19 protein-coding genes, 1 tRNA gene and 1 pseudogene are annotated in these 23135 nt (G+C 65.4%); 11 read left to right on the top strand and 10 right to left on the bottom strand.

What is annotated here, in order from left to right:
- Positions 1–32: 32 nt before the first annotated feature.
- From ychF to P8014_RS08195, 8 genes are all read right to left on the bottom strand, one after another.
- Positions 33–929: a redox-regulated ATPase YchF gene (ychF, locus tag P8014_RS08230; protein ID WP_337816833.1), complete on the bottom strand. Its 897-nt coding sequence runs from the start codon at positions 927–929 to the stop codon at positions 33–35.
- A gap of 12 nt (positions 930–941) precedes the next feature.
- Positions 942–1517, bottom strand: a complete 576-nt coding sequence (gene pth / locus P8014_RS08225; protein ID WP_337816832.1) for an aminoacyl-tRNA hydrolase — start codon at positions 1515–1517, stop codon at positions 942–944.
- 9 nt (positions 1518–1526) lie between these two features.
- Positions 1527–2159: a 50S ribosomal protein L25/general stress protein Ctc gene (locus P8014_RS08220; RefSeq protein WP_337816831.1), complete on the bottom strand. Its 633-nt coding sequence runs from the start codon at positions 2157–2159 to the stop codon at positions 1527–1529.
- A gap of 123 nt (positions 2160–2282) precedes the next feature.
- Positions 2283–3221: a ribose-phosphate diphosphokinase gene (locus P8014_RS08215; RefSeq protein ID WP_337816830.1), complete on the bottom strand. Its 939-nt coding sequence runs from the start codon at positions 3219–3221 to the stop codon at positions 2283–2285.
- 130 nt (positions 3222–3351) lie between these two features.
- Positions 3352–3426, bottom strand: a tRNA-Gln gene (locus tag P8014_RS08210).
- Positions 3427–3730: 304 nt separating this feature from the next.
- A complete protein-coding gene (gene ispE / locus P8014_RS08205; protein ID WP_337816829.1) occupies positions 3731–4567 on the bottom strand; it encodes a 4-(cytidine 5'-diphospho)-2-C-methyl-D-erythritol kinase in 837 nt (278 codons plus the stop codon).
- The gene (gene lolB / locus P8014_RS08200) at positions 4564–5169 is read right to left on the bottom strand and encodes a lipoprotein insertase outer membrane protein LolB (RefSeq protein ID WP_337816828.1); all 606 of its coding nucleotides are present in this window, start codon (positions 5167–5169) and stop codon (positions 4564–4566) included. The genes ispE and lolB overlap by 4 nt, the downstream gene beginning before the upstream one ends.
- A gap of 38 nt (positions 5170–5207) precedes the next feature.
- Complete coding sequence (locus P8014_RS08195) at positions 5208–6818, bottom strand: tetratricopeptide repeat protein (RefSeq protein WP_337816827.1); 1611 nt, start codon at positions 6816–6818, stop codon at positions 5208–5210.
- 168 nt (positions 6819–6986) lie between these two features.
- Between P8014_RS08195 and hemA the strand changes: the two genes are divergently transcribed.
- The 5 genes and pseudogenes from hemA to P8014_RS08170 all read left to right on the top strand — a co-directional run bounded on the left by hemA (position 6987) and on the right by P8014_RS08170 (position 11502).
- Entirely contained in the window at positions 6987–8258 is a 1272-nt protein-coding gene (gene hemA, locus P8014_RS08190) for a glutamyl-tRNA reductase (protein ID WP_337816826.1), read from the top strand.
- Positions 8255–9168 (top strand): annotated as a pseudogene (locus P8014_RS08185) (peptide chain release factor 1). The gene hemA and the pseudogene P8014_RS08185 overlap by 4 nt, the downstream one beginning before the upstream one ends.
- Positions 9169–9178: 10 nt before the next feature.
- A complete protein-coding gene (gene prmC / locus P8014_RS08180; RefSeq protein WP_337816825.1) occupies positions 9179–10069 on the top strand; it encodes a peptide chain release factor N(5)-glutamine methyltransferase in 891 nt (296 codons plus the stop codon).
- The gene (locus P8014_RS08175; protein ID WP_337816824.1) at positions 10066–10845 is read left to right on the top strand and encodes a molybdopterin-synthase adenylyltransferase MoeB; all 780 of its coding nucleotides are present in this window, start codon (positions 10066–10068) and stop codon (positions 10843–10845) included. The genes prmC and P8014_RS08175 overlap by 4 nt, the downstream gene beginning before the upstream one ends.
- 72 nt (positions 10846–10917) lie before the next feature.
- The gene (locus tag P8014_RS08170; protein ID WP_337816823.1) at positions 10918–11502 is read left to right on the top strand and encodes a histidine phosphatase family protein; all 585 of its coding nucleotides are present in this window, start codon (positions 10918–10920) and stop codon (positions 11500–11502) included.
- 156 nt (positions 11503–11658) lie between these two features.
- On the opposite strand, the gene P8014_RS08165 is transcribed toward P8014_RS08170, so the two are convergent.
- Positions 11659–12648 carry an alpha-E domain-containing protein gene (locus P8014_RS08165; protein ID WP_337816822.1) on the bottom strand — a complete coding sequence of 330 codons (990 nt, stop codon included), beginning with the start codon at positions 12646–12648 and terminating at the stop codon, positions 11659–11661.
- Between the two features lies 1 nt (position 12649).
- Complete coding sequence (locus P8014_RS08160) at positions 12650–14104, bottom strand: circularly permuted type 2 ATP-grasp protein (RefSeq protein WP_337816821.1); 1455 nt, start codon at positions 14102–14104, stop codon at positions 12650–12652.
- Positions 14105–14403: 299 nt separating this feature from the next.
- Here P8014_RS08160 and P8014_RS08155 point away from each other — a divergent pair, with 299 nt between their 5' ends.
- The 6 genes from P8014_RS08155 to ectA all read left to right on the top strand — a co-directional run bounded on the left by P8014_RS08155 (position 14404) and on the right by ectA (position 23084).
- Positions 14404–17781, top strand: a complete 3378-nt coding sequence (locus P8014_RS08155) for a transglutaminase family protein (protein WP_337816820.1) — start codon at positions 14404–14406, stop codon at positions 17779–17781.
- Positions 17782–17826: 45 nt separating this feature from the next.
- Entirely contained in the window at positions 17827–20265 is a 2439-nt protein-coding gene (locus P8014_RS08150; RefSeq protein ID WP_337816819.1) for a circularly permuted type 2 ATP-grasp protein, read from the top strand.
- The gene (locus tag P8014_RS08145) at positions 20262–21116 is read left to right on the top strand and encodes a transglutaminase family protein (protein ID WP_337816818.1); all 855 of its coding nucleotides are present in this window, start codon (positions 20262–20264) and stop codon (positions 21114–21116) included. The genes P8014_RS08150 and P8014_RS08145 overlap by 4 nt, the downstream gene beginning before the upstream one ends.
- Before the next feature lie 367 nt (positions 21117–21483).
- A complete protein-coding gene (locus P8014_RS08140; RefSeq protein ID WP_337816817.1) occupies positions 21484–21780 on the top strand; it encodes a hypothetical protein in 297 nt (98 codons plus the stop codon).
- A 219-nt stretch (positions 21781–21999) separates the two neighbouring features.
- The gene (locus tag P8014_RS08135; RefSeq protein ID WP_337816816.1) at positions 22000–22548 is read left to right on the top strand and encodes a MarR family winged helix-turn-helix transcriptional regulator; all 549 of its coding nucleotides are present in this window, start codon (positions 22000–22002) and stop codon (positions 22546–22548) included.
- Positions 22545–23084, top strand: a complete 540-nt coding sequence (gene ectA, locus P8014_RS08130; RefSeq protein ID WP_337816815.1) for a diaminobutyrate acetyltransferase — start codon at positions 22545–22547, stop codon at positions 23082–23084. The genes P8014_RS08135 and ectA overlap by 4 nt, the downstream gene beginning before the upstream one ends.
- Positions 23085–23135: the final 51 nt, after the last annotated feature.

Raw genomic sequence — 23135 nt, 5'->3', positions numbered from 1 at the left:
GTCAAGAAGCGGCGGAAGGATTCGGATGCTTCTTAGACGTTGAAGCGGAAATGCACCACATCACCCTCATGCATGACGTAGTCCTTGCCCTCCAGGCGCCACTTGCCGGCGTCCTTGGCGCCCTGCTCGCCGCCGCAGGCGATAAAGTCGTCGTAGGCGATGACCTCGGCGCGAATGAAACCCTTCTCGAAATCGGTATGGATACGCCCGGCGCCCTGCGGCGCGGTCGCCCCCTGGCGCACGGTCCAGGCGCGGACTTCCTTGACCCCGGCGGTGAAGAAGGTCTGCAAGCCCAGCAGGCGGTAGCCGGCGCGGATCACCCGGTCCAGCCCCGGCTCGATCAGGTGCAGTTCGCGCAGCAAACGGCGCTGTTCGTCGTCCAACTCCATGGAGCGAGCGGCACGGCCGCCGTCGAGATGCGCCTGCAGGCCCTCGCACAGGGCCAGTTGAGCCACGGCCTCCTTGTCGCCGGACTTGGCTACGCGGCCGAGGCGCTTGATCGCCTTTTCCACGGTATCCATGTCCGCCAGCACCAGCTCGGTGCTGATGACCTCGATGTCGGCCAGTGGATCGACGCGACCCGCGACGTGAATCACGTCATCGTTGTCGAAACAGCGCACGACCTGGGCGATGGCGTCGGTCTCACGGATATGCGCGAGGAACTGGTTGCCCAGCCCTTCGCCCTGCGAGGCTCCGGCCACCAGACCGGCGATGTCCACGAACTCCATGGTGGTGGGCAGCACTCTCTCCGGCTTGACGATCTCGGCCAACTCATCGAGCCGCGGATCGGGCATGGGCACCACGCCGACGTTGGGGTCGATGGTGCAGAACGGATAGTTCTCGGCCTGGATGCCTGCCTTGGTGAGGGCGTTGAACAGGGTTGACTTGCCGACGTTAGGCAGACCGACGATACCGCATTTGAAGCCCATGGGATTCTTGTCCTATCTGGAGTGGAGCGCATGCATGGCGCGCTCGGTATCACCCGCCACCAGCTTGGGCAGCAGATCGGCAGCCTTGTCGACACAGATGTCTATCTGCGTCCGTTCGTCGCGGCCGGGCCGGCCCAATACGTAGTCGATCACCTGATCGCGATGTCCCGGATGACCGACGCCGAGACGTACCCGCCAGAAGTCCCGTCCCAGATGGGAGAAGATATCCCGCAAGCCGTTGTGGCCACCGTGGCCGCCGCCGAACTTGAAGCGGACGTCGCCCGGCGGCAGGTCGATCTCATCGTGAGCCACCGCCAGCTGCGACGGCGCGATCTTGTAGAACGCCGTGACCGCCGCGACCGACTGGCCGCTCTTGTTCATGTAGGTGGACGGCTTGAGCAGCCAGACGTCCGCGCCATCTATAGCGACCCGCGCCGTCTCGCCCAGGAAGCGGCCTTCGGTACGCCAGCGGGCGCCGTGCCGCCGCGCCACTTCATCAACGAACCAGAACCCGGCATTGTGTCGGGTCTGGTCGTATTTGGGACCGGGATTGCCGAGTCCGACGATGAGGCGCAACCGCTCGCCCATGAGCCGGGTTTACTCGGTGCCTTCGCCTTCTTCGGCCCCATCCTCATCGGCTGTGGCGGCACCACGCGGAGCGTTGACGCTGACGACGGCCTGGTCATGCTCCTCACCGTGGCTCAGTTCGACCAGCGCAGTACCGGCCGGCAGCTTTAGATCGGAAAGGTGGATGGAAGCGTTCAGTTCCAACGCTCCCAGATCGACCTCGATCGCCTCGGGAAGATCCTTGGGCAGACAGCTGATCTCGACCTCCGACAGGTGGTGGCTGACCATGCCTCCGCTCAGCTTGACGCCCGGCGCGGTTTCCTCGTTGAGGAAATGCAGCGGCACGCGCACGTGGATCGCCTGATCCTCGCTGACACGCTGCAGGTCGAAATGCAGGACCGTGGGATGCGACGGGTGGCGCTGCAGATCACGCAGCACGGCGCGCTCGGTCCTGCCTTCAAGCTGCACGTTCAGGATGTGCGAATAGAAGGCCTCGTTCTCGAGCTGCTTATACAGCACGCGGGCCTCGACGCTGATCGGCGTCGCGTTGCCACTGCCACCGTACAGAATGCCCGGCACACGGCCGGCGCGACGCAGGCGGCGGCTCGCACCCTTGCCCTGATCTTCGCGCAGTTCGGCGACAATTTCGAAATTCATATCCATTTTCTGACTCCACAAACTTACCTAGGCCGCTCTGCGGCCGAAACGCCCCCGCGACCAGAGGCGTCGCCAATGGCGAACGACACAGCCGCCCGCCTCCAAACACTGTCCGCGAAGCGGAACGCGCTAATCCATAAACAGGGTACTGACCGACTCCTCGCGATTGATGCGATGGATCGTCTCGGCCAGCACGCCGGCCACAGTGAGCTGACGGATATTCTCGCAGGCCTCGGCTTCCGGCGTCAGCGGGATAGTGTCGGTCACCACCAACTCGTCGAGCGAGGAACCCGAGAGATTCTCGATCGCCGGGCCCGACAGCACCGGATGCGTCGCATAGGCCACCACACGTTCCGCGCCGTGTTCCTTGAGCGCATCGGCCGCCTTGCACAGCGTACCTGCGGTATCGACCATGTCGTCCACGATCAGACAGGTCTTGCCCTGTACATCGCCGATAATGTGCATCACCTGCGACACGTTGGCACGTGGACGGCGCTTGTCGATGATCGCCAGCTCGGCATCGTCCAAACGCTTGGCCAGCGCCCGGGCACGAACCACGCCGCCGACGTCGGGCGAAACCACGATCAGGTTGTCGTATTTCTGCCGCCAGACGTCGCCCAGCAGCACCGGCGAGGCGTACACATTGTCCACCGGCACGTCGAAGAACCCCTGCACCTGATCCGCGTGCAGATCGACGGTCAGGATACGGTTGGCGCCGGCCACGGTTAGCATGTTCGCCACTACCTTGGCCGAGATCGGCACGCGTGCCGAACGCACCCGCCGATCCTGACGCGAATAACCGAAGTACGGAATCACCGTGGTGATGCGCCAGGCCGAGGCACGACGCAACGCATCACACATGATGGACAGCTCCATCAGATTGTCGTTGGTCGGCCGGCAGGTCGGCTGGATGATGAACACATCCTTGCCGCGCACGTTCTCCAGAATCTCGACCTGCACCTCGCCGTCGCTGAACTGACCGACCAGGGCCTTGCCGAGAGGGATATTCAGATGGCGCACCACTTTCTCGGCAAGCCGAGGATTGGCATTGCCGGAAAAGACCATCATCCTGCTAGTTTCGGTAACGGACACGGCTAAAGAACTGCTCGTTTTGGGTTGTCACTGTTCGCCAGCGTGCTCTGCCCGCTGGTCAGACCCACTTCCGCCACCGCTGCGACGGCAAGTCGGCCTATATGTATGGCTGGGCCGCCAGGATTCGAACCTGGGAATGACGGGATCAAAACCCGTTGCCTTACCGCTTGGCGACGGCCCAATTATCTCTGTCCAACACCCTGGCCGGGGCGCACCGTCCACGCCGGCTGCGCTGTCGCACAGCGGGCCACCACGGTTACTCGGCCCGTACTGCGCCTCGCCCCTTCGGGGTCCACCCCTGGCGACGGCCTAGCAGGCCGTTTAAATTCCACTCACGCGGCGCGAAGCGCGTCACCATCGGGATCCTGTGCTCATTCACATCCCGCAAACTGCGCTTTTCCGCCAGATTCCTCCTTGCTCCCGTCCCCGCCTGAGCGACAACAGCAGCCTGCCAATCCCATACGGCGGAGATCACGACTACATCTCTACGCCGCCAAACGCCCCAGCAAAGAAGAACGGTTGGTGCCTTTCGCCACAAAACCCGGCCATGCAGCCAGCGCCAACGCCCGGCGCGCCGCATCGGCGTCCGGAAAGGCCGCGAAAACGCACGCCCCCGTTCCGGTCAAGCGCGCGGTCGAAAAACGTCCCAGAAAATCAAGTGCTTCCCCGATCACCGGGTAACATTCCCGCACCACCGGCTCGAAGACGTTGCCACCCTCGCCCGACAGAAAGGCGCGTATTTTGAGCGGCGGGCAAGCCCGTGTCAATTTCGGATGGGCGAACAATTCCGCGGTGGCAACGTGCACCGGCGGGCAGAGCACCACATACCACGGCTCGGGCAACGCATCGAACGCCTGCAGCCTCTCCCCGACGCCTTCGGCCCAAGCCGCCCGGCCGCGGACGAAAACCGGCACGTCAGCGCCAAGCTCGAGACCGAGATCGGCCAGTTCATTATCGCTCAACCCCGCCCCCCAAAGCCGATTCAGCGCGACCAGGGTGGTGGCCGCGTCGGAACTGCCGCCCCCCAGGCCACCGCCCATCGGCAGGCGCTTGTCCAGATGAATGCGAACCCCTTCTCGCAACCCCGCTGCCTGTTGCAGGCGCAGCGCTGCGCGCACGCACAGATCATCGCCCTCCGGCACCTGCGAAGCTCCCCCGTCCCGGCGCACAGCGCCGTTCGGCAGGGATTCGAAACGCAGTTCGTCGCCATGATCGACAAACTGGAACACCGTCTGCAGCAAATGGTAGCCATCGGCTCGACGGCCAACGATATGCAGGAACAGATTGAGCTTGGCCGGCGCCGGCCAGGGCGCCTCGGTCATTCCATCGCACCCCAGCGGTCGATCAGCAACGTCAACCGCACATCGCCGTTGACCAAGCGGATGCGCGTCGGCAGCGCATCCGCACCAAGCGCGTTGTTGTAGTCGAGATAGCTGATTTCCCAATTGTTCTGGACCAGAACGGCCAGCCGTCCGCTGCCGTCGAATTGCATCCGCGCGGGCCGCGCTCCCGGCGCGGGCACGCCCCGCACCCAGTAACGCAGCCCAGCCACCGGCAGACTCCAGCCCAGTTCCGCTTGCATCAGCGCCGCCGCCGAACCCGCCTGGCGCGGTGCCGAACCATCGGCGCGCAAGGTAACTCGCTGCGGGCCGCCGTCCAGCTGAGCCACAGTACGCCCCAGAGGGTCGAAGACATCAATACGATAGTCACCGTCCTGCTCACGCCAGCGCAGCGACGCAGTCCAGCCCCGATGGCCGATCTTCAGCGCGAAACGCCCGGTCAGACGCCAGTCGTACTGAGCGCGCACCCACGCGGCATGGCGCTGCCATGCGGCATCCTGCTGCGCCGGATTCAAGGACATACCTGCACAGCCGCCCAGCAGCGCGGCCAGCAGCACCGCCGCGAGCGAAGGAACGAAGCGCATGCACCCATTCCTCATGACGATGACGGCGCCAGAGTTCGTCATGGCACGAAACGTTTCTTGAGTTGCTCCAGTTTGGTGTCACCGGGATGTGCCTTGAGCGCGGCATCCAGCGTCTTGAGCGCTTCGGCACGCTTGTCGCTGGCGAACAGCACCTCGACCAGATGCGCCGCGACCTCCGGGTCCTTGAAGGTTTCGTAGGCCCGGCGCAAATAACGCAAGGCTGCCTCGTAGTGCTTAAGGCGGTACTGCACCCACCCCATGCTGTCGAGTATCGCCGGGTCATCCGGGCGCAGCGCCAGTGCACGTTGGATATACCCCAGCGCCTCCTGATAACGGGTCGTCTGATCCGCCAGCGTGTAACCCAGAGCATTGAGCGCCATTGCGTTGTCCGGATGATGTTGGACGATATAGCCCAAGTCGGCCTCTGTCTGTCCTAGATTGCCCAGCTTGTCCGCCAGCAGAGCACGCGCGTACAGCAGTCTCTGGTTACCCGGGTAATGGTTCAGTGCCTCGTTGTAGACGCCCATAGCTGTTTTGTGCAAAACTGGAATTTCCTGGATTAACCAAATTATTTTTGTATTGAAAAGGTGGTGAACCGGGTCTAAATACTCGGCGGCGGCCGAGTGCTCGCCTGTGCGCAGCAGACGTTGCAGATAGCTCCGCGCCTCTGCATCGCGGCCAAGCTGATAGTCCAGCAGACCAAGCGTATAGAGCACGTTGGCGTTGTCGGGATGATGCTTGAGCAGCGCGCGGAACTGCTCGCGCGCAGCGTCGTAACGTTTGAGCTGCACCAGCAAGCGCGCATAAGCAAGCTGCAGGCCGACGTCACCGCGATCCTTGCCCAATGCATCCTGCAGGGTCCGCAAGGCCCGATGGGGCTGATTCATCCCCATCTGCGCCTGGGCCTTGAGAATCAACGCTTCCTTGAAGTTCGGCTTGAGCTTCAGCGCCCGATCGGCGGAAGCAAGCGCCTGGGCATTATCATCCAGATGCAGGGCGAGGGTGCCGAGCGCGTAATGTGCATAGGCTTCGCGCGGAAAATCACTGGCCAGCGCCCGCATGGTCTGCAGTGCCACCTCGCGGTCCACGCCCTGACTCAGCAAAGCCCCGCACAGCACCAGGCTGTTACCGTACGGCTTGCCGCTGAGCACGACGAACCGGCGCAGATGCGCGGTGGCGCGTAACGGATGACCCGCACGCGCCTCGATCACACCGGCGGCACGCTGCGCATCCACGCTATTCGCTTCCAGTTCGACCCAGCGGCGCGCCGCCTCCAGCGCCGTATCGTTCTCACCCAGATAGGTCGCAATGTCGATGACGCGCCGTGCCAGCTCGGGTTCCGGCGCCTCATGCAGGGCCTTGAGGTAGTAAGCCAGCGCCTGCTTCGGGTCACCCGCCTGGCCCGCCAATTCGCCTGCCAGCACGTCATAGATAGCGCGATTGCGCGCAGTCAGATGGATCTTGCTCGTGGAAACCTTGGGCGCATCTTCCCGCAACGTCGTGCCACCCGCGCCTGTCAGACTGGCGCACCCGCCGAGCAACAACATGCCGCACAAGGACACGCCGACCAAACCGCCGCCGCGAACAGCGCGCCCCCAGCGACGCTGCTCGCCCGCCTGGCCCCCCAACCGTTCCACCCCTGCTTTCATCACATTCTCCAGATCCGTCTAGACCTCGCGACTGCCGAAGCGCGAGCATACATCTTATCAGGCCCAATCGGAGCGGATTTGCCGCCGGCCCGCGGTACCCGTCCAGCGCGCTTGTAAATACCGGCCCCATCGCGCAAAATTTCTTGTTCGATCCAACACCCCGCGACCATGCCGCTCGTCACTATCGGGATCAACCACAAGACCGCTCCACTCGACGTTCGAGAAAAAGTGGTTTTTGCCCCGGAGCAGATCAACACAGCCCTGCACCAACTCATCGAGTTGCCGGGCCTGCACGAAGCGGCAATCCTGTCCACCTGCAACCGCACCGAACTCTACTGCAACCTGCACGAGGCGGCGGCCGACGAGGGGATCGTCGAGTGGCTCGGCGGTTACCATCAGTTCGATAGCCAAAGCCTGCGGCCCTATCTCTACCAGCACGCCGACGCGGCAGCGGTGAAACACGCCATCCGCGTTGCCAGTGGCCTGGACTCGCTGGTACTCGGCGAACCGCAGATCCTCGGTCAGCTCAAGACGGCCTACAGCACCGCAGACGAACACGGCACATTGGGCAAGCATCTGCGCCGACTGTTCCAGCATGCCTTCGCGGTCGCAAAGCATGTGCGTACCGACACCGAAATCGGCAGCAGCGCCGTATCCGTGGCGTTCGCCGCGGTCAGCCTGGCCCGGCAGATCTTCGGCGACCTCAGCGAGCAGCGAGCGCTGTTGATCGGCGCGGGCGAAACCATCGAGCTGGCCGCGCGCCACCTGCGCGGCAACGGCCTGCGCGAGGCCGTGGTCGCCAACCGCACGCCCGAGCGCGCCGCACGACTGGCCGCCGAGATCGACGCGAAGGCCATAGCGCTGCCGGACATTCCCCAGGTCCTGCACCAGGCCGACATCGTCATCGCCTCTACTGCCAGCCCGCTGCCGATCCTCGGCAAAGGCGCGGTCGAGCGCGCCATCCGCCAGCGCAAGCACCGCCCCATGTTCATGGTCGACCTGGCCGTGCCACGCGACATCGAGGCCGAAGTCGGCAGCCTCGACGACGTCTACCTCTACACGTTGGACGATCTCGAAGAGGTCGTTGCCGACAACATCGCCTCGCGACGCGAAGCCGCTGAACAGGCCGAGGAAATCGTCGCCGCCCAGACCGAACACTTCATGGGCTGGCTGCGATCGCAGGACGTGGTCAACCTCATCCGCAGCTATCGGGACCGCGCCGAAAGAACCCGCGACGACGTGCTACACAAGGCACAGCGCCAGCTCGCCCAGGGCCGCCCGCCCGAGGAAGTGCTCGCCTTCCTGGCCGAGACGCTGACCAACAAGCTCATCCACGAGCCGACCTCCGCGCTCGACCATGCCGCCCGCGAGGGCCGCCCCGAACTCATCGCCGCCGCCCACGAGCTGCTGCATCTGCCCCGCGACCCGCACAAACCGTGAAATCCTCCATCGAAAACAAGCTTCAGGCACTGGTCGAACGCCATGCCGAAATCTCCGCCCTGCTCGCCGAACCCGAGGTCATCGGCGAGCAGGAACGCTTCCGCCGACTGTCCATCGAATACTCCCAGCTCGAACCGCTGGTCGCGGACTACGGCCGCTACCGCAGCGCACGCGAGGACCTCGCCACCGCGCAGGGCATGCTCGATGAAGGCGATGCCGAACTGCGCGAGCTGGCGCGCGAGGAAATCGACGCCGCCGAAGCACGCACCGAAACGCTGGAAGCCGAACTCAAGCGCCATCTGATTCCGGTCGACCCCAACGACACCCGCAACTGCTTTCTGGAAATCCGTGCCGGCACCGGCGGCGACGAGGCCGCCCTGTTCGCCGGCGACCTGTTCCGCATGTACGCGCGCTACGCCGAACAGCAGGGCTGGCGCATCGAAACCCTAAGCGAAAGCGAGGGCGAACACGGCGGCTACAAGGAACTGATCGCCCGCGTGGTCGGCCAGGGCGTCTATTCCCGGCTCAAGTTCGAATCCGGCGCACACCGCGTGCAGCGCGTGCCGGCCACCGAATCGCAGGGCCCATCGTGGTCGAATGCCAGGACGAACGCTCGCAGCACAAGAACCGCGCCCGCGCCATGAGCTTGCTGGCCGCGCGTCTGCTGGAAACCGAACGCAGCAAACAGGCCGCCGAGCAGGCCGCCACACGCAAAAACCTGGTCGGCAGCGGCGACCGCTCCGAGCGCATCCGCACCTACAACTTCCCGCAGGGGCGCGTCACCGACCACCGCATCAACCTCACCCTGTACAAGCTCGACGAAATCATGGCCGGCCAGCTCGACGAACTGATCGAACCGTTGATCAGCGAACACCAGGCCGATCAGCTCGCCGCGCTCGGCCTGGAATGAACTGCCCGGCATGAAGGATTCGCGCATCGACGCGGCGGTCGCAGAGGCCCGCGAACGCCTCGCCGGCGTCTGCGACTCGCCGGCGCTGGATGCGGAACTACTGCTCGCGCATGTCCTCGACAAACCGCGCACCTATCTGCGCGCCTGGCCCGAACACATGCTCGATGCGGATCAGACGGACGCTTTCGAGGCCCTGCTCGCACGCCGCACCGCCGGCGAGCCGCTGGCCTATGTGCTCGGCCGACGCGAGTTCTGGTCGCTGGACATCGAGGTCGCACCCGGCGTGCTGATCCCGCGCGCCGACACCGAAACCCTGGTCGAACGCGCACTGGAACTCATTCCCGCGGACCAGCCTGCACGCGTTGCCGACCTCGGCACCGGCTCCGGCGCCATCGCCTTGGCTATCGCCGGTGAGCGTCCACTATGCACGGTCGTCGCCACCGATCGCTCGCCCACCGCATTGGACATCGCCCGGCGCAACGCTGAACGACTGAACCTGCGCAACGTCGAATTTCAGCAAGCGGACTGGTGCAGCGCGCTCGGCGCCGGACACTTCGACCTGATCGTCTCGAACCCGCCTTATATCGCCACAGACGACCCGCACCTCGCCCAGGGCGATCTGCCGCACGAGCCTACAGAAGCCCTGACCGCCGGCCCTGACGGCCTGGATGACCTGCGCCGCATCGTCGACTGCACACGCAACCATCTGCGACCAGGCGGACACCTGCTGCTCGAGCACGGATACACGCAAGGCGAAGCGGTGCACGGCCTCCTGCGCAACGCTGGATTCGAAGCCATCCGCACCCACCGAGACCTGGAAGGCCGCGAGCGCATCAGCGAAGGTCTACACTCAAACTCAGCAGACATGCGAACAACTCCAAATTCCGGACGCACCCCATGAACGACCAGCAATTGCTGCGCTACAGCCGCCAGCTCATGCTCCCCCAGCTCGACTACGCTGGCCAGGAACGCCTGCTCAAGTCGCGGGCGCTCATCGTCGGCCTGGGCGGACTCGGCTCGCCGGTGTCCATGTACCTGGCCGCCGCCGGCGTCGGCACCCTCATGCTGGCCGACTACGACAGCGTCGATCTGTCCAACCTGCAGCGCCAGATCGCCCATACCACCGCCACCATCGGGCAGTCCAAGGCCATCTCCGCCGGCGCCGCGGTGCAGTCGATCAATCCCGATGTCGACGTCGAGTGCATCGACGAACTGCTGTCGCCACGCGAATTCCATCCGTACGTCGAAGCGGCCGACGTCGTCATCGACTGCACCGACAACTTCGTCGCGCGCTTCGCCCTCAATTCACTGTGCATGGAAACCGGCACGCCGCTGGTGTCCGGAGCCGCCATCCGCTTCGAAGGCCAGGTCACGGTCTTCGATCCGCGTCGCGAGGACAGCCCCTGCTACCGCTGCCTGTACCCCGACGACCTGGAGGAGGAGGAAACCTGCAGCCGCAACGGCATCCTGGCGCCGGTCGTCGGGATGATCGGCACAACGCAGGCCACCGAAGCCATCAAGCTTCTCTCAGGCATCGGCGACCCCCTTTGCGGACGCCTGCTGCTGCTCGATGCACTGCGCATGGAATGGCGCTCGATCCGGCTCAGACGCGATCCGGCATGCCCGGTCTGCGCCCATCGAAACTCTCTGCCGCAGAACCTCGCGGCCGGCATTTGACCACACCACGGGCGAACCCAGCCGCCGCCACGTGGTCCAAAGTGCCGGATATCCCGAGGAGCATAGCCAATCATGTACGAACCCCATCTTATCGTCGTACGCCATGGCGCTACGGCATGGAGCGAAGTTGGCCAGCACACGTCTCACACCGACCTCGGCCTGACCGCCGGCGGCCTGGCCGAAGCCCAAACTCTGCGCACTTGGCTGCAGGCGCGGAACCCGGCGCAGATCTGGTCCAGCCCGCTGCGGCGCGCCCGGGAAACCGCCGAAGCCTGCGGCTACCCGCATGCGCAGACAGTCAACGAGTTGCGTGAATGGGATTACGGCGACTACGAGGGACTGACCACACCCCAGATCCAGGAGCGCGTTCCCGACTGGTCGGTCTTCAAACACGGCGGCGCAGGACCACAAGGCGAAACACCCGAGCAAGTCGCCCGCAGACTCGACAGCCTCATCGAGCGGGTACTTTCCTCCCCCGGCTTACCGGTGCTGGCCTTCGCCCATGGTCACTTGCTGCGTGCACTGGCGGTGCGCTGGATGGAGTTGCCGCTCGCCGCCGGCGAGCGGCTTGATCTGAGTTCCGGTTCCATTGGACTACTCGGACTACGGCATGGCAGGCGTACTTTGCTCGGGTGGAATATTCGGCCTTCGGAATAGCGGCGTTTGTCTGCCATCTGTTCAAGTTCCAAACAACCCTGATTTTATGGATGACGAGGCTCGTTTCGGGCGCGAATCAGCGCCAACAATGGGAACAGATTTCACCACATCGCCAGCAGAGACCGCACACTCGAAATCGAGCCCCAAAAAGAACCTTCAGCGACCCTGCACCGCAACACGCCCCCGCGCCATACGCCGACGCCGCTTGGCCTGCGGCGGCACCACCTGGAACCAAGTCTGACCGATCATGTCGTGTACCTTCCCCAGGCTTTTCTGCACACGATCGACAAAACGGTGCACCGCGGCATCATCGAAACGCCGCACACGGGCGCGGTCGATCTGACGCATCAGCGACAGGCAAAGCTCATGAGCCTCCTCGCTGCGCGGCAGGCGCTCTACAGCGGCGCTGACCTCGCCCACGCAATGCCGGATGGCGCGTGGGAAACGCTCGCTCTTGAACAGGAACTCCAGCACGTCCTCGCGGCGCACCGCCGTCTGCACCTGCTGACGATAGGCCTGATAACCCGACAGGGAACGCAGCAGACTCATCCAACGCAGGCTGCGCAACGGCGTCAGGCCGGCGAATTCGGGCGGCAGCGCATCCGCCGTACGCACGTCGATGATGCGGCTGATCATGTCGGCGCGCTCCAGGTTGCGGCCGAGGCGCAGAAAATCGTAGCCGGCGTCGTGCAGCATGGCGCCGGCGAGAATGCCGGTCAGCTGCTGCGAGGCGTCGATCACCGACATCAGCGCCTCGTAGCGTTTGCCGCGCGCCAACGACCCCGGCAGCTCCGCGGTGGCCTGCAGATACAGCTCGTTGATGCGTTCCCAGGCTTCGCGCGGAATGATGTCGCGGATGGTCCGGGCGTTCTCGCGGGCGCTCTTGAGCGAACTGAGCAGGGAGCCCGAGTTACGCTGGTCGACGACCAGAAAACGCACCACATTGCGCTCCACCGCTCCGTTGTAATGTTCAGCGAACGCTTCGCTGGCGCCCGTCATGTCGATCAGCGCCTCCCAGCCCAGCGGCACGCCGCGCGGCAGGTCGAGCAGCATCAGGGTATTGACGTTGATCAGGCGGGCGATGTTTTCGGCACGCTCCACGTAGCGGGCCATCCAGTAGATCCGTTCGGCGACGCGCGACAGCATGTCAGAGCCCCCCCAGGTCGACGACCCACGTGTCTTTGCTGCCGCCTCCCTGCGAGGAGTTCACCACCGTCGAGCCCTTGCGCAGCGCCACCCGCGTGAGCCCCCCGGTGGTCACGTAGGTGTCGCGGCCGGACAGAATGAAGGGGCGCAGATCCAGGTGGCGCGGTTCCATATTGCGATCGATCAGGGTCGGCGCGGTGGATAGGCTGAGCATGGGCTGTGCCATGTAGTTGCGGGGATTCTTCTTGATCAGCGCGGCGAAGGCCTCGCGTTCCTTGCGCGTCGCCGCGGGGCCGATGAGCATACCGTAGCCGCCGGACTCGTTGGCCGGCTTGACCACCAGTTTGTCCAGATTGGCCAGCACGTGGTCGCGGTCGGCCTTGTTCACGCACAGCCAGGACGGCACGTTGGGCAGAATCGGCGCCTCGTCCAAGTAATAGCGGATCATCTCCGGCACGTAGGTGTAGACGACCTTGTCGTCGGCCACCCCCGAACCGGGGGCATTGGCGAGACCGACCTTGCCCTTGCGCCAGGCGCGCATGAGGCCGGGCACGCCGAGCACGGAATCCGAATTGAACGCCTCTGGATCGAGAAAGGAGTCGTCGATGCGCCGATAGATCACGTCGACCTGCGACAGACCCTCGATGGTTCGCATGTAGACGCAGTCGTCGTCGCCCACGACCAGATCGGAGCCCTCGACCAGTTCCGCCCCCATCTGCTGAGCCAGGTAGGCGTGTTCGAAATACGCCGAGTTGTAGATGCCCGGCGTAAGCACGACCACCTCGGGCCGCCGGGTGCGCCGGCGCGACAATGCGGCCAGGGTGTCGTAGAGTTGGGCCGGATAGTCGTCCACCGGCAGGATCACGGATTCCTCGAACAGCTCCGGGAACACCCGCTTCATGATCTGACGGTTTTCCAGCATGTAGGAGACACCGGAGGGTACGCGCAGATTGTCCTCGAGGACGTAGGCGGTACCGTCCTTGTCGCGCACCAGATCCGTACCGCAGATATGCGCCCATATGCCCAGCGGCGGTTTGGCGCCGACGCACTGCGGGCGGAAGTCGCGCGAGTCGACGATCAGTTCGCGCGGGACGATCTTGTCCTTCAGGATGCGCTGTCGGTGATAGACGTCGTCGATGAACATATTCAGCGCCTTGACGCGCTGTTTGAGCCCGGCTTCGATGCGCTTCCATTCGTCGCCGGGGATGATGCGGGGCACGATGTCGAAGGGCCAGGCCCGGTCGATCGAGCCCTCCTCCTCGGAATACACGGTGAAGGTGATGCCCATGGTGCGAATGGCGAGTTCCGCGGCATCGCGGTGCTCAGCCAGTTCGGCCTCGTCCATTTTGGCCAAATAACGGCACAAGGCTGCGGCTGCCGCCCGCGGGGCGCCACCGGCATCGATCAGTTCGTCGTAGAAACCACCGGCTTCATATGCCGCCCATTCGATGGTCATGCTGTCTGGACTCCTCCGACTGTTTTCGGTCCGCCTTCGGATCGGTGCTGAATCACCAGCATGCTCCATGCCACCGCGATTTTGCACATCCACCGGGCATTGGCGCGCTATTGCCGGGCAGGCTCGCGAGGCCATGAACATCGACGCACCATTTTCGCGCATAACCCCGAAGATAAACCTCACCCGACCGGGCACGGCTTTTGCCAACAACTACTATAGCGCTGTCCCTTAAGCTTGCGGCGCACGAAACCTACATTTGGTTGTACGATGCTCATCACACAGGGAAGGGGCAGCTGGTCATGGCAATCCGCGTCGCGATCCGTCACACGACTCACTACCGCTTCGACCGCAGGGTAGGGCTGGCGCCCCACGTGATCCGCCTGCGCCCCGCCGCGCACGCCCGCACGCCGATCGAATCCTATTCGCTCAAGATCGAACCTGCGGAGCACTTCATCAACTGGCAGCAGGATCCCTTCGGCAACTACCTCGCACGTCTGACCTTCCCCGAGCCGACTCGCGAACTGCTGGTGAACGTCGAAGTGATCGCCGACTTGGTGTCGATCAATCCCTTCGACTTCTTCCTCGAACCGGAGGCCGAACACTATCCGTTTCAGTACGCCACGGAACTGGCCACGGAACTGCGCCCCTATTTCGAGATCCGCGAAAGCGGCCCACGCCTGATGGAATGGCTGCGCGAGGTAAACCGGGAAGAGACTCCGACGGTCGACTTCCTGGTTGCCATCAACCAGCGGCTGCAACGCGACATCGGCTATATCGTGCGCATGGAGCCGGGCATCCAGAGCTGCGAGGAATCGCTGGAGATCGGCCGCGGCTCGTGCCGCGACAGCGCCTGGCTGCTGGTGCAGATCCTGCGCCACCTGGGCCTGGCCGCCCGCTTCGTTTCCGGCTATCTGGTCCAGTTGGTGGCCGACGAAAAACCCCTGGAAGGCCCTGAGGGCACCACCCACGACTTCACCGACCTGCACGCCTGGACCGAGGTCTACCTGCCCGGCGCGGGCTGGGTCGGTCTCGATCCCACCTCCGGCCTGTTCGCCGGCGAAGGCCACATTCCGCTGGCCTGCACGCCCAAGCCCTCCAGCGCTGCGCCCATCGCCGGCGCCACCGACCACTGCGAGGTCGAATTCGAATTCGTCAATGAAGTGACCCGTATCCATGAGGACCCGCGCGTTACCAAACCGTACGACGATGCCGCCTGGGCGGACATACTCGCGCTCGGACGCAAGGTCGACGCCGATCTCGACGCCGGCGACGTGCGCCTCACGTTGGGCGGAGAACCCACCTTCGTCTCGGTCGACGACATGGACGGCGCGCAGTGGAACACCCTGGCGCTGGGCGAACACAAGCGCGAGCGTGCCGGAGACCTGTTCAAGCGCCTCGCCGCAGCCTTCGCCCAATCGCCACTGCTACACTACGGCCAGGGCAAGTGGTACCCGGGCGAAGCGCTTCCGCGTTGGGCGCTGAGCTGTTACTGGCGACGCGACGGCGCACCGCTGTGGCGCGATCCCGCACTGCTCGCCGACGACTGCCGCGACTATGGCCACGGCGCCGGACAGGCGCACGCCTTCGCCAGCGGCCTCGCCAAACGGCTCGGCCTGGATGGCGAACGCAATCTGGTCCCTGGCTTCGAGGATCCGCTCTACCACCTCTGGAACGAGGCGAACCAACCGTCCAACGTCGACTGGCTGACCGCAGACCTGAAACATCCTGAACAGCGTGCCGAGCTGGCCGTCGCGCTCTCTCGCGGTCTCGATCAAGCGGTCGGCTACGCCCTGCCGCTGGCCTGGGACTGGCGGCGCAACGCCTGGCGCACCGGCCCCTGGCAGTTCCGCCGCGGCAGCATGCACCTGATCCCAGGCACCTCGCCCATGGGACTGCGCCTGCCGCTGGACAGCCTGCCTTGGACGGCCGAAAAAGACCGCGAGATCACCCCGGAACGCAGCGGCTTCGAGCAACGCCCACCGCTCTCGTCCGACCTGCACGGCGAGGTCGAGACGCGCTACACCCGCTACGTCGAATCACCAAAACCCGCACTGCCCGAAGCGCCGCCCAGTGCGGACGCCTGCGAAACCGAGCCCGGTTTCGCCAAGATCCCCCATACCGCGCTGTGCATCGAGGCCCGCGCGGGGCGGCTGCACCTGTTCATGCCGCCGCTCACCCATCTCGAACACTACGCCGAACTGCTCGCGGCGATCGAGAACACCGCCGCCGAGCTTGCGCTGCCGGTCGTCATCGAAGGCTACACGCCGCCCCGGGATCCGCGTCTCAAGAGCTTCGCCGTCACTCCCGATCCCGGCGTGATCGAGGTCAACATCCATCCGGCTTCGAATTGGGAAGAGTTGGCCGAGACCACCGAACGGCTCTACGAAGAGGCTCGCCTGGCCCGCCTGGGCACCGAAAAGTTCATGCTCGACGGCCGCCACACCGGCACCGGCGGCGGCAACCACGTCACCCTCGGCGGTGCCGCTCCCGAGGACAGCCCGTTCCTGCGCCGCCCCGACCTGCTCGCCTCTCTGATCACCTACTGGCAGCACCATCCCTCACTGTCCTACTGTTTCTCCGGGATGTTCATCGGGCCCACCTCCCAGGCGCCGCGCGCCGACGAAGGCCGCGACGAGTACCTCTACGAACTGGAGATCGCACTGTCGCGCATCCCTCCCGGCGAAACACCCGCCCCTTGGCTGATCGACCGCCTGCTGCGCAACCTGCTGGTCGACATCACCGGCAACACCCATCGCGCCGAGTTCTGCATCGACAAACTCTACTCGCCCGACTCCGCCACCGGACGGCTTGGCCTGGTCGAATTCCGCGCCTTCGAAATGCCGCCGCACGCACGCATGTCGCTGGTGCAGTTGCTGCTGATACGCGCCCTGGTGGCCCGTTTCTGGCGCACGCCCTACCGCGGCCGCCTGGTGCGCTGGGGTACCGAACTGCACGACCGCTGGATGCTGCCGCACTACATCGAGGAAGACCTGCGCGACATCTGCGCCGAACTGAGTGAGGCCGGCTACCCCTTCGCCGCCGAGTGGTTCGCTCCGTTCGTCGAATTCCGCTTCCCGGTGCTTGGGCGCGTGCAACTGCGCGGCATCGAGATCGAACTGCGTATGGCGCTGGAGCCCTGGCCGGTACTTGGCGAAGAAGCCAGCGCGCAGGGCACCGCGCGCTTCGTCGACTCCTCGGTCGAGCGCCTGCAGGTTCGCGTCAGCGGCCTGTCGGGCGAGCGCTACGTGCTCGCCTGCAACGGCCGGCGCGTGCCGCTGCGCGCCACCGGCACCAAGGACGAGGCCGTGGCCGGCGTGCGCTACCGCGCCTGGCAGCCGCCCTCGGCGCTGCATCCGACCATTGGCGTCCACGTGCCCCTGGTGTTCGACCTCATCGACACCTGGAACGGCCGCTCCGTCGGCGGCTGCACCTATCACGTCGCCCACCCGGGCGGACGCAGCTACGAGACTTTCCCGGTCAACGCCTACGAAGCCGAAGGCCGGCGCATCACCCGCTTCAGCGCCATGGGCCACACCCAGGGCCCGCTGCGCCCACCGCCGGCGAGTATCTCCCTCGGCGGTTTCCACCCCGAAGGCCATCCGCCGGGGCCGATGGCGCCGCCGGTCGAGCCGCCCAACCGGGACTACCCCTATACGCTGGATCTGCGGCGGGAATAAGCTCACGCCCATGATCCACCCTACGCAGCAACCCAGTACTCGCGTATGAGCGATGCGAGCGGCACATTCGCCGACACGACCGAGCGGCTGACCGAAGCCTACCGCCGGCGCTGCACCGGCCTGGACGAAATGCTCGGCGCGGACGGCAAGCCGCGCTCCGCATGGAAGGCCTTCGGCGAACGCCTGGATCTCGTCGGCCTGGACGAAATGCGGCGGCGACAACGCGAAATCAAGCGCCGCCTGCGCGAGGACGGCGCCACCTACCACGTCTACGGCAACCCGCAGGGTCCCGAACATCCCTGGGCGCTGGATGCCCTGCCGCTGCTGATCGACGCCCCCCAATGGCACCGCGTCAGCAAGGGCCTGGAGCAGCGGGCGCACCTGCTCGGACTGCTGCTGGCGGATCTTTACGGCCCCCAGCGCGCGCTGCACGACGGACTCATACCACCTGCCGCCGTGCTCGACCATCCGGGGTTCCTGCGCATGCTGGTGGGCGCGCCGCTTCCCAGGCCGCAGCCGCTCCCACTGTACGCCGCCGACCTGGCGCGCGGGCCCGACGAGCGGCTATGGCTGCTCAGCGACCGCGTGCAGGCCCCCTCCGGACTGGGCTATGCGCTCGAGAACCGGCGTGTCATGGCCGAAACCCAGCCGCGGCTGTATCGCGACCTGCAGGTCGCCGGCCTCGGCGGCTTCCTCGGCGCCTTCGAGCAGAACCTGCGCGCGCTTGCCGGCGACGCCTACGAAAGCCTCGGCCTGCTGACCCCCGGCCCGTACAACGAAACCTTCTTCGATCAGGCCCTACTGGCCGCACACCTTGGCATCCCGCTGCTGCAGGGCGACGACCTGAACGCCTCCGGCGGCAGCCTGCGCATGCCGCGCGGAGCGCCGCTGCACGTACTGCTGCGCCGCCTCGACGCCGACTGGTGCGATCCGCTGGAACTGCGGCCCGACTCGCTGCTCGGCGTGCCGGGCATGCTCGAACTGGTGCGCCGCGGACGCCTCACCCTGATCAACCCACCCGGCTGCGGCGTGCTGGAGAATTTCGCGCTCATTCCCTTTCTGCCTGCGCTGAGCCGCACCTGGCTGGGCGAGGAGCTACTGTTGCCGCAGGTCGCCACGTGGTGGTGCGGGCAACCCAAGGCGCTGGAGCACGTGCTCGCACGACTCGACTCGCTGGTCGTGCGCCCCATCGCGCGCCAACTCGGCCCCGCGGTCTTCCCCGGCAGCCTCGACCGCAGTGCCCGCGAGCGGCTTGCCGAGCGCATCCGTGCCCAGCCGGGGCGCTGGATCGGCCAGGCCCCGGCCGTGCACTCCACCGCGCCGGTCCTGCAGGATGACGGACTCGCACCACGCGCCGTCGTGCTGCGCAGCTTCGCGGCGGCCGGCGACGAGGGCTACGCCGTGCTGCCCGGCGCGCTGGTGCGCACCTCCGTGCACGCCGGCGATCCCGATACCCGGGGTCGCCAGGGCGGGCCGAGCAAGGACCTGTGGGTTCCGGCCGACGATACCGCTGCGCAGGCGCCCTGGCTGCGCAGCCCACACCGTGCCCGGGCCACCCCCATTCCCCCGCATGCCGCCGACAACCTGTTCTGGACCGGCCGCTACATGGCGCGCGCCGAGGCGCTGGGCCGCAGCCTGCGCGCCTGGAGCTGGCGCGTCGACGGCACGGACTCCGCGGTATTGCGCACACGTCTACTCGACACACTGGCCGTGCTCGCCGGCATGCCCGCCGTCCCCAGACTCCACCCGCACGCCGCGCTGGTCGAGTTCATCACCGGCAGCGCCGGGACCGGGGGACTGTCCGTACATCTGAACCACCTCGAAACTTGCCTTGGATCGATCCGCGAACGCCTGCCAGCGGATGCGCCTGCGCTCAACCGTCAGCTGCGTCCGTCGACCGGACATGACGGCTCTCAGGCCCTGCTGGGGCTGGAACGCCAACTGACCGCCCTGTGGGCGCTGGAAGGCATCTTCAGCGAAGGCATCATGCCGCATGACGGTGGAGCATTCTTCGCCTGCGGCCTGCGTCTGGAACGTGCACTAAGCCTGGTCACGCTGCTAAATCACACTCTGATCGGCACACTACCCGACCCACAGAGCGAAGACGCCCTGGCCGAGGCTGCACTGGCCGCCGTCGGCGGCACCGAAACCCATCGCCGCAGCCATGGCTGGCCGCCGGAAGCCGCCGGCGTGCTCGACCTGCTGATCCGCGAGCCCGACTTCGCACGTTCGCTGAGTTACCAGCTCGAGGCCCTGGAACGTGCAGCACGGCGCCTGCCGGGCCTGCCGATCGCCACGCGTATCGACTGGGCCGACCGGGTGCGCGCCATCGCCGCCCCCCTCGTCGCCCAGCGGCTGAGCCAACCCGACGGCGCCGGCCGGCTGCTTCAGACTATCGATGCCAATCTGCGCGCGCTGGCCGACGAACTGACCACCTACTATTTCCCGCCCGCCCCGCAGCTGCGTATTCACCGCACACTATGACCGACTGGCAGATCATCCACCGCACCCGCTACCGCTACCCGAATCCAGCCGAGCGGGCGCTGCACCTAGCCTGGCTCAAACCGCGCGAACATCGTGACCAGACCTTGCGGAACTTCACGCTCGAATGCCAACCGGAAGCCGATGAACTCCTCTGGCATACAGACGTCTACGGCAACGCCTACTGTTTCATCGAACACCTCGCCCCTCACGAAGACTTTTCCGTGATCAGCAGCGCCACCGTCGCCTGCAGCGAATACGACTGGACGAAGACCGCCGGCCGGGGTCCCTGGGAACAGGCGAAATCCGCCCCCGCCGACGTGGAGGGCTGCGAATTCACGCTGTCCGAGCATGCACCGGCCCTGCTGGATAGGCTACGCGACTACGCCCTGCCGAGCTTTCCGGCCGGCCGTCCCCTGGGCGAAGCCGTGCTCGAACTCGGCAAACGCATCCACCAGGATTTCGCCTACGTCAGCGGTTCCACCAGCGTCACCACGCCGCTGCAGACCGTGCTCGACAACCGCCGTGGTGTATGCCAGGACTTCGCCGGCATCGCCATAGGCTGCCTGCGCACGCTGGGCCTGCCGGCGCGCTACGTCAGCGGTTACGTCGAACCCATCATCGGCGGCCAGTCGGCGATCGGTGCCTCCCACGCATGGGCCGCGGTACGTGACACCGACGGACGCTGGCTGGATTTCGATCCGACCAACGCCACCGTCGCCCGCGGCGGCCACATCACGCTGGCCTGGGGCAGGCGCTACTCCGATTGCCCCCCTCTAAAGGGGATCGTCTACGGCGGAGGGAAAGCCGCCCCCGAAGTCGCTGTGGAAGTAACGCGGATCGACACGGTTTAACAGGCCGCCGGAATTCCACTCATGCGCACGCACCCAATTCCGCAACAGGTTCTGGGGTCTGTTCAGCCTATTGAACGGTGCACTGTTGCGCCCGGTTGACCTCCAACCAAGGCGCGAGAAGAGAAGTTTGGTCATCCCAAATGAACGCCGAGCGACGCCGGGTGGCGGTCAACCGGACACAACCCGTAGGGCCGGAACAGATTTTCACGGTTCGCGGTGCTTTACGGACCACGAAAATCCGCCCCGGCAGCGCATCGCACAATAGTCTGAACAGACCCTGAACTTACCCGGTGAGTCGGCCCCGGCTCACCATCCTCATTGCCGCCAGCTCACCAGACACATTCACACCACCGCCAGGAGGTGACCCGTGAATGAGCAAGAGCTTAATCGGCGCTGCATCGACCTCTTCCAGAACCCAGACGTGCGCAACCACATGTGGCATCCCCGCATGTTCTGGGACGTCTACGGACAGGATGCACCCACCACGAGCGAGCTGCACGATTCCAAGTTCGACCTGATGGAACCCGAAGTCCTGTTCGCCGGCGCCGCGCATGTTCCATCGGTCTGCGCCGACGATCCTGAGCACCGCGAGCCCGGCCATCCCGCCTTCATTCGGCGCATGCTCGATCGCGGCGACACGCCCCTGCTACACAGGCCCCATTGAAACGAGCCAGGAGCAGGGCTTCATCTGCCCCTTTACAAAAACTTCGTAAACGAATCATTTCAAGAACCAAAAAATCTTTCGCCATATCCGAACGCCTCATTCGAACCGCCAGAAATGGCGATATTTCATTTTATTTATATAAAGTTACAAAACAGCACCATGACTGAGCGGGCGCACCATTTTTGACAAATCATTTCGTGTACGATACTTTATCGACCCATGAATAACACACAAGACATCAGCGACGACATCATGATCGCCCTGCGCCGCATCATGCATGCGGTCGATACGCACTCGCGCAGCCTGATCCGTACCCACGGCCTGACCAGCCCGCAACTGCTCATCCTCAAGCAGCTCATGGCGGCCGGAGAACTCACCGTTGGCGACCTCGCGCGACGCGTGAACATCGGTCAGGCGACAGCAACGGAGATCATTCAGCGTCTGCAGCGCCGCGGACTGGTCGAAAAGGTCCGCTCGGTCAACGACAAGCGCCGCGTGTTCGTCAAGCCGACCGACAAGGCGCTGGAAAGTTTCCTGACCGCCCCCCCGCTGCTGCAGGAGCGCTTCGCCAAACGCCTGGAAGCGCTGGAGGACTGGGAGCGCAATCTGCTGCTCTCCTCGCTGCAGCGCGTCGCCTCCATGATGGACGCCGCCGATCTGGACGTCGCGCCGGTACTCAGCGGCGCGCCGCTCACGGAATCACCCCAGGAAGCTGGCACCTCGGTCGTGCCGCTATCGGCCCACACCAAGGACATCAACTCGGCATGAAGATTCGACGCCCCTGCGCCGAGGACGGCGCCCGCATCTGGCGGCTGGTCGAAAGCTCCGGCGTGCTGGACTGCAACTCCGCCTACGTGTACCTGCTGCTGTGCACCCACTTCTCCGACACCTGCGCGGTGGCCGAGGAAGACGGCAAGCTGCTCGGCTTCGTCACAGGCTACCGTCTGCCGGACAAACCCGACACCTGGTTCGTATGGCAGGTCGGCGTCGGCTCCGCGGCGCGTGGCCGAGGCATCGGCAAGCGTCTGCTGCGTGCGGTGCTGACGCGGCACGACGACCTGCACGCCATAGAGGCGACCGTCAGCCCCTCCAACCGCGCCTCGCGCGCACTGTTCGGCTCGCTGGCGCGCGAACTCCGTGCGCCGCTGCGCGAGGCAGCGGGCTTCGCCTCGCCGCTGTTTCCCGACTCCCATGAGGACGAACCCGTGCTGCGCATCGGGCCGTTCTCCGAATATCTGCTGCGCGACCGCCCCGGCCGCGCGCTGCCCGCCGACCGCCCAGAACTGCGGCCGCGCCTGTCCTGATCCCCTCCGCTCCTGCCTGGGCCCCGTCCAGGCACACACCTAACGCATAGG

Origin of the sequence: Acidihalobacter sp. (assembly GCF_037381185.1) — a bacterium.
GTDB lineage: Bacteria > Pseudomonadota > Gammaproteobacteria > DSM-5130 > Acidihalobacteraceae > Acidihalobacter_A.
This window is presented reverse-complemented; position numbering and strand designations above follow the sequence as displayed.

Coding starts and splice junctions, on each gene's coding strand:
- ychF (WP_337816833.1), bottom strand. CDS start 929: ATGGGCTTCAAATGCGGTATCGTCGGTCTGCCTAACGTCGGCAAGTCA.
- pth (WP_337816832.1), bottom strand. CDS start 1,517: ATGGGCGAGCGGTTGCGCCTCATCGTCGGACTCGGCAATCCCGGTCCC.
- P8014_RS08220 (WP_337816831.1), bottom strand. CDS start 2,159: ATGGATATGAATTTCGAAATTGTCGCCGAACTGCGCGAAGATCAGGGC.
- P8014_RS08215 (WP_337816830.1), bottom strand. CDS start 3,221: ATGATGGTCTTTTCCGGCAATGCCAATCCTCGGCTTGCCGAGAAAGTG.
- ispE (WP_337816829.1), bottom strand. CDS start 4,567: ATGACCGAGGCGCCCTGGCCGGCGCCGGCCAAGCTCAATCTGTTCCTG.
- lolB (WP_337816828.1), bottom strand. CDS start 5,169: ATGCGCTTCGTTCCTTCGCTCGCGGCGGTGCTGCTGGCCGCGCTGCTG.
- P8014_RS08195 (WP_337816827.1), bottom strand. CDS start 6,818: ATGAAAGCAGGGGTGGAACGGTTGGGGGGCCAGGCGGGCGAGCAGCGT.
- hemA (WP_337816826.1), top strand. CDS start 6,987: ATGCCGCTCGTCACTATCGGGATCAACCACAAGACCGCTCCACTCGAC.
- prmC (WP_337816825.1), top strand. CDS start 9,179: ATGAAGGATTCGCGCATCGACGCGGCGGTCGCAGAGGCCCGCGAACGC.
- P8014_RS08175 (WP_337816824.1), top strand. CDS start 10,066: ATGAACGACCAGCAATTGCTGCGCTACAGCCGCCAGCTCATGCTCCCC.
- P8014_RS08170 (WP_337816823.1), top strand. CDS start 10,918: ATGTACGAACCCCATCTTATCGTCGTACGCCATGGCGCTACGGCATGG.
- P8014_RS08165 (WP_337816822.1), bottom strand. CDS start 12,648: ATGCTGTCGCGCGTCGCCGAACGGATCTACTGGATGGCCCGCTACGTG.
- P8014_RS08160 (WP_337816821.1), bottom strand. CDS start 14,104: ATGACCATCGAATGGGCGGCATATGAAGCCGGTGGTTTCTACGACGAA.
- P8014_RS08155 (WP_337816820.1), top strand. CDS start 14,404: ATGGCAATCCGCGTCGCGATCCGTCACACGACTCACTACCGCTTCGAC.
- P8014_RS08150 (WP_337816819.1), top strand. CDS start 17,827: ATGAGCGATGCGAGCGGCACATTCGCCGACACGACCGAGCGGCTGACC.
- P8014_RS08145 (WP_337816818.1), top strand. CDS start 20,262: ATGACCGACTGGCAGATCATCCACCGCACCCGCTACCGCTACCCGAAT.
- P8014_RS08135 (WP_337816816.1), top strand. CDS start 22,000: ATGAATAACACACAAGACATCAGCGACGACATCATGATCGCCCTGCGC.
- ectA (WP_337816815.1), top strand. CDS start 22,545: ATGAAGATTCGACGCCCCTGCGCCGAGGACGGCGCCCGCATCTGGCGG.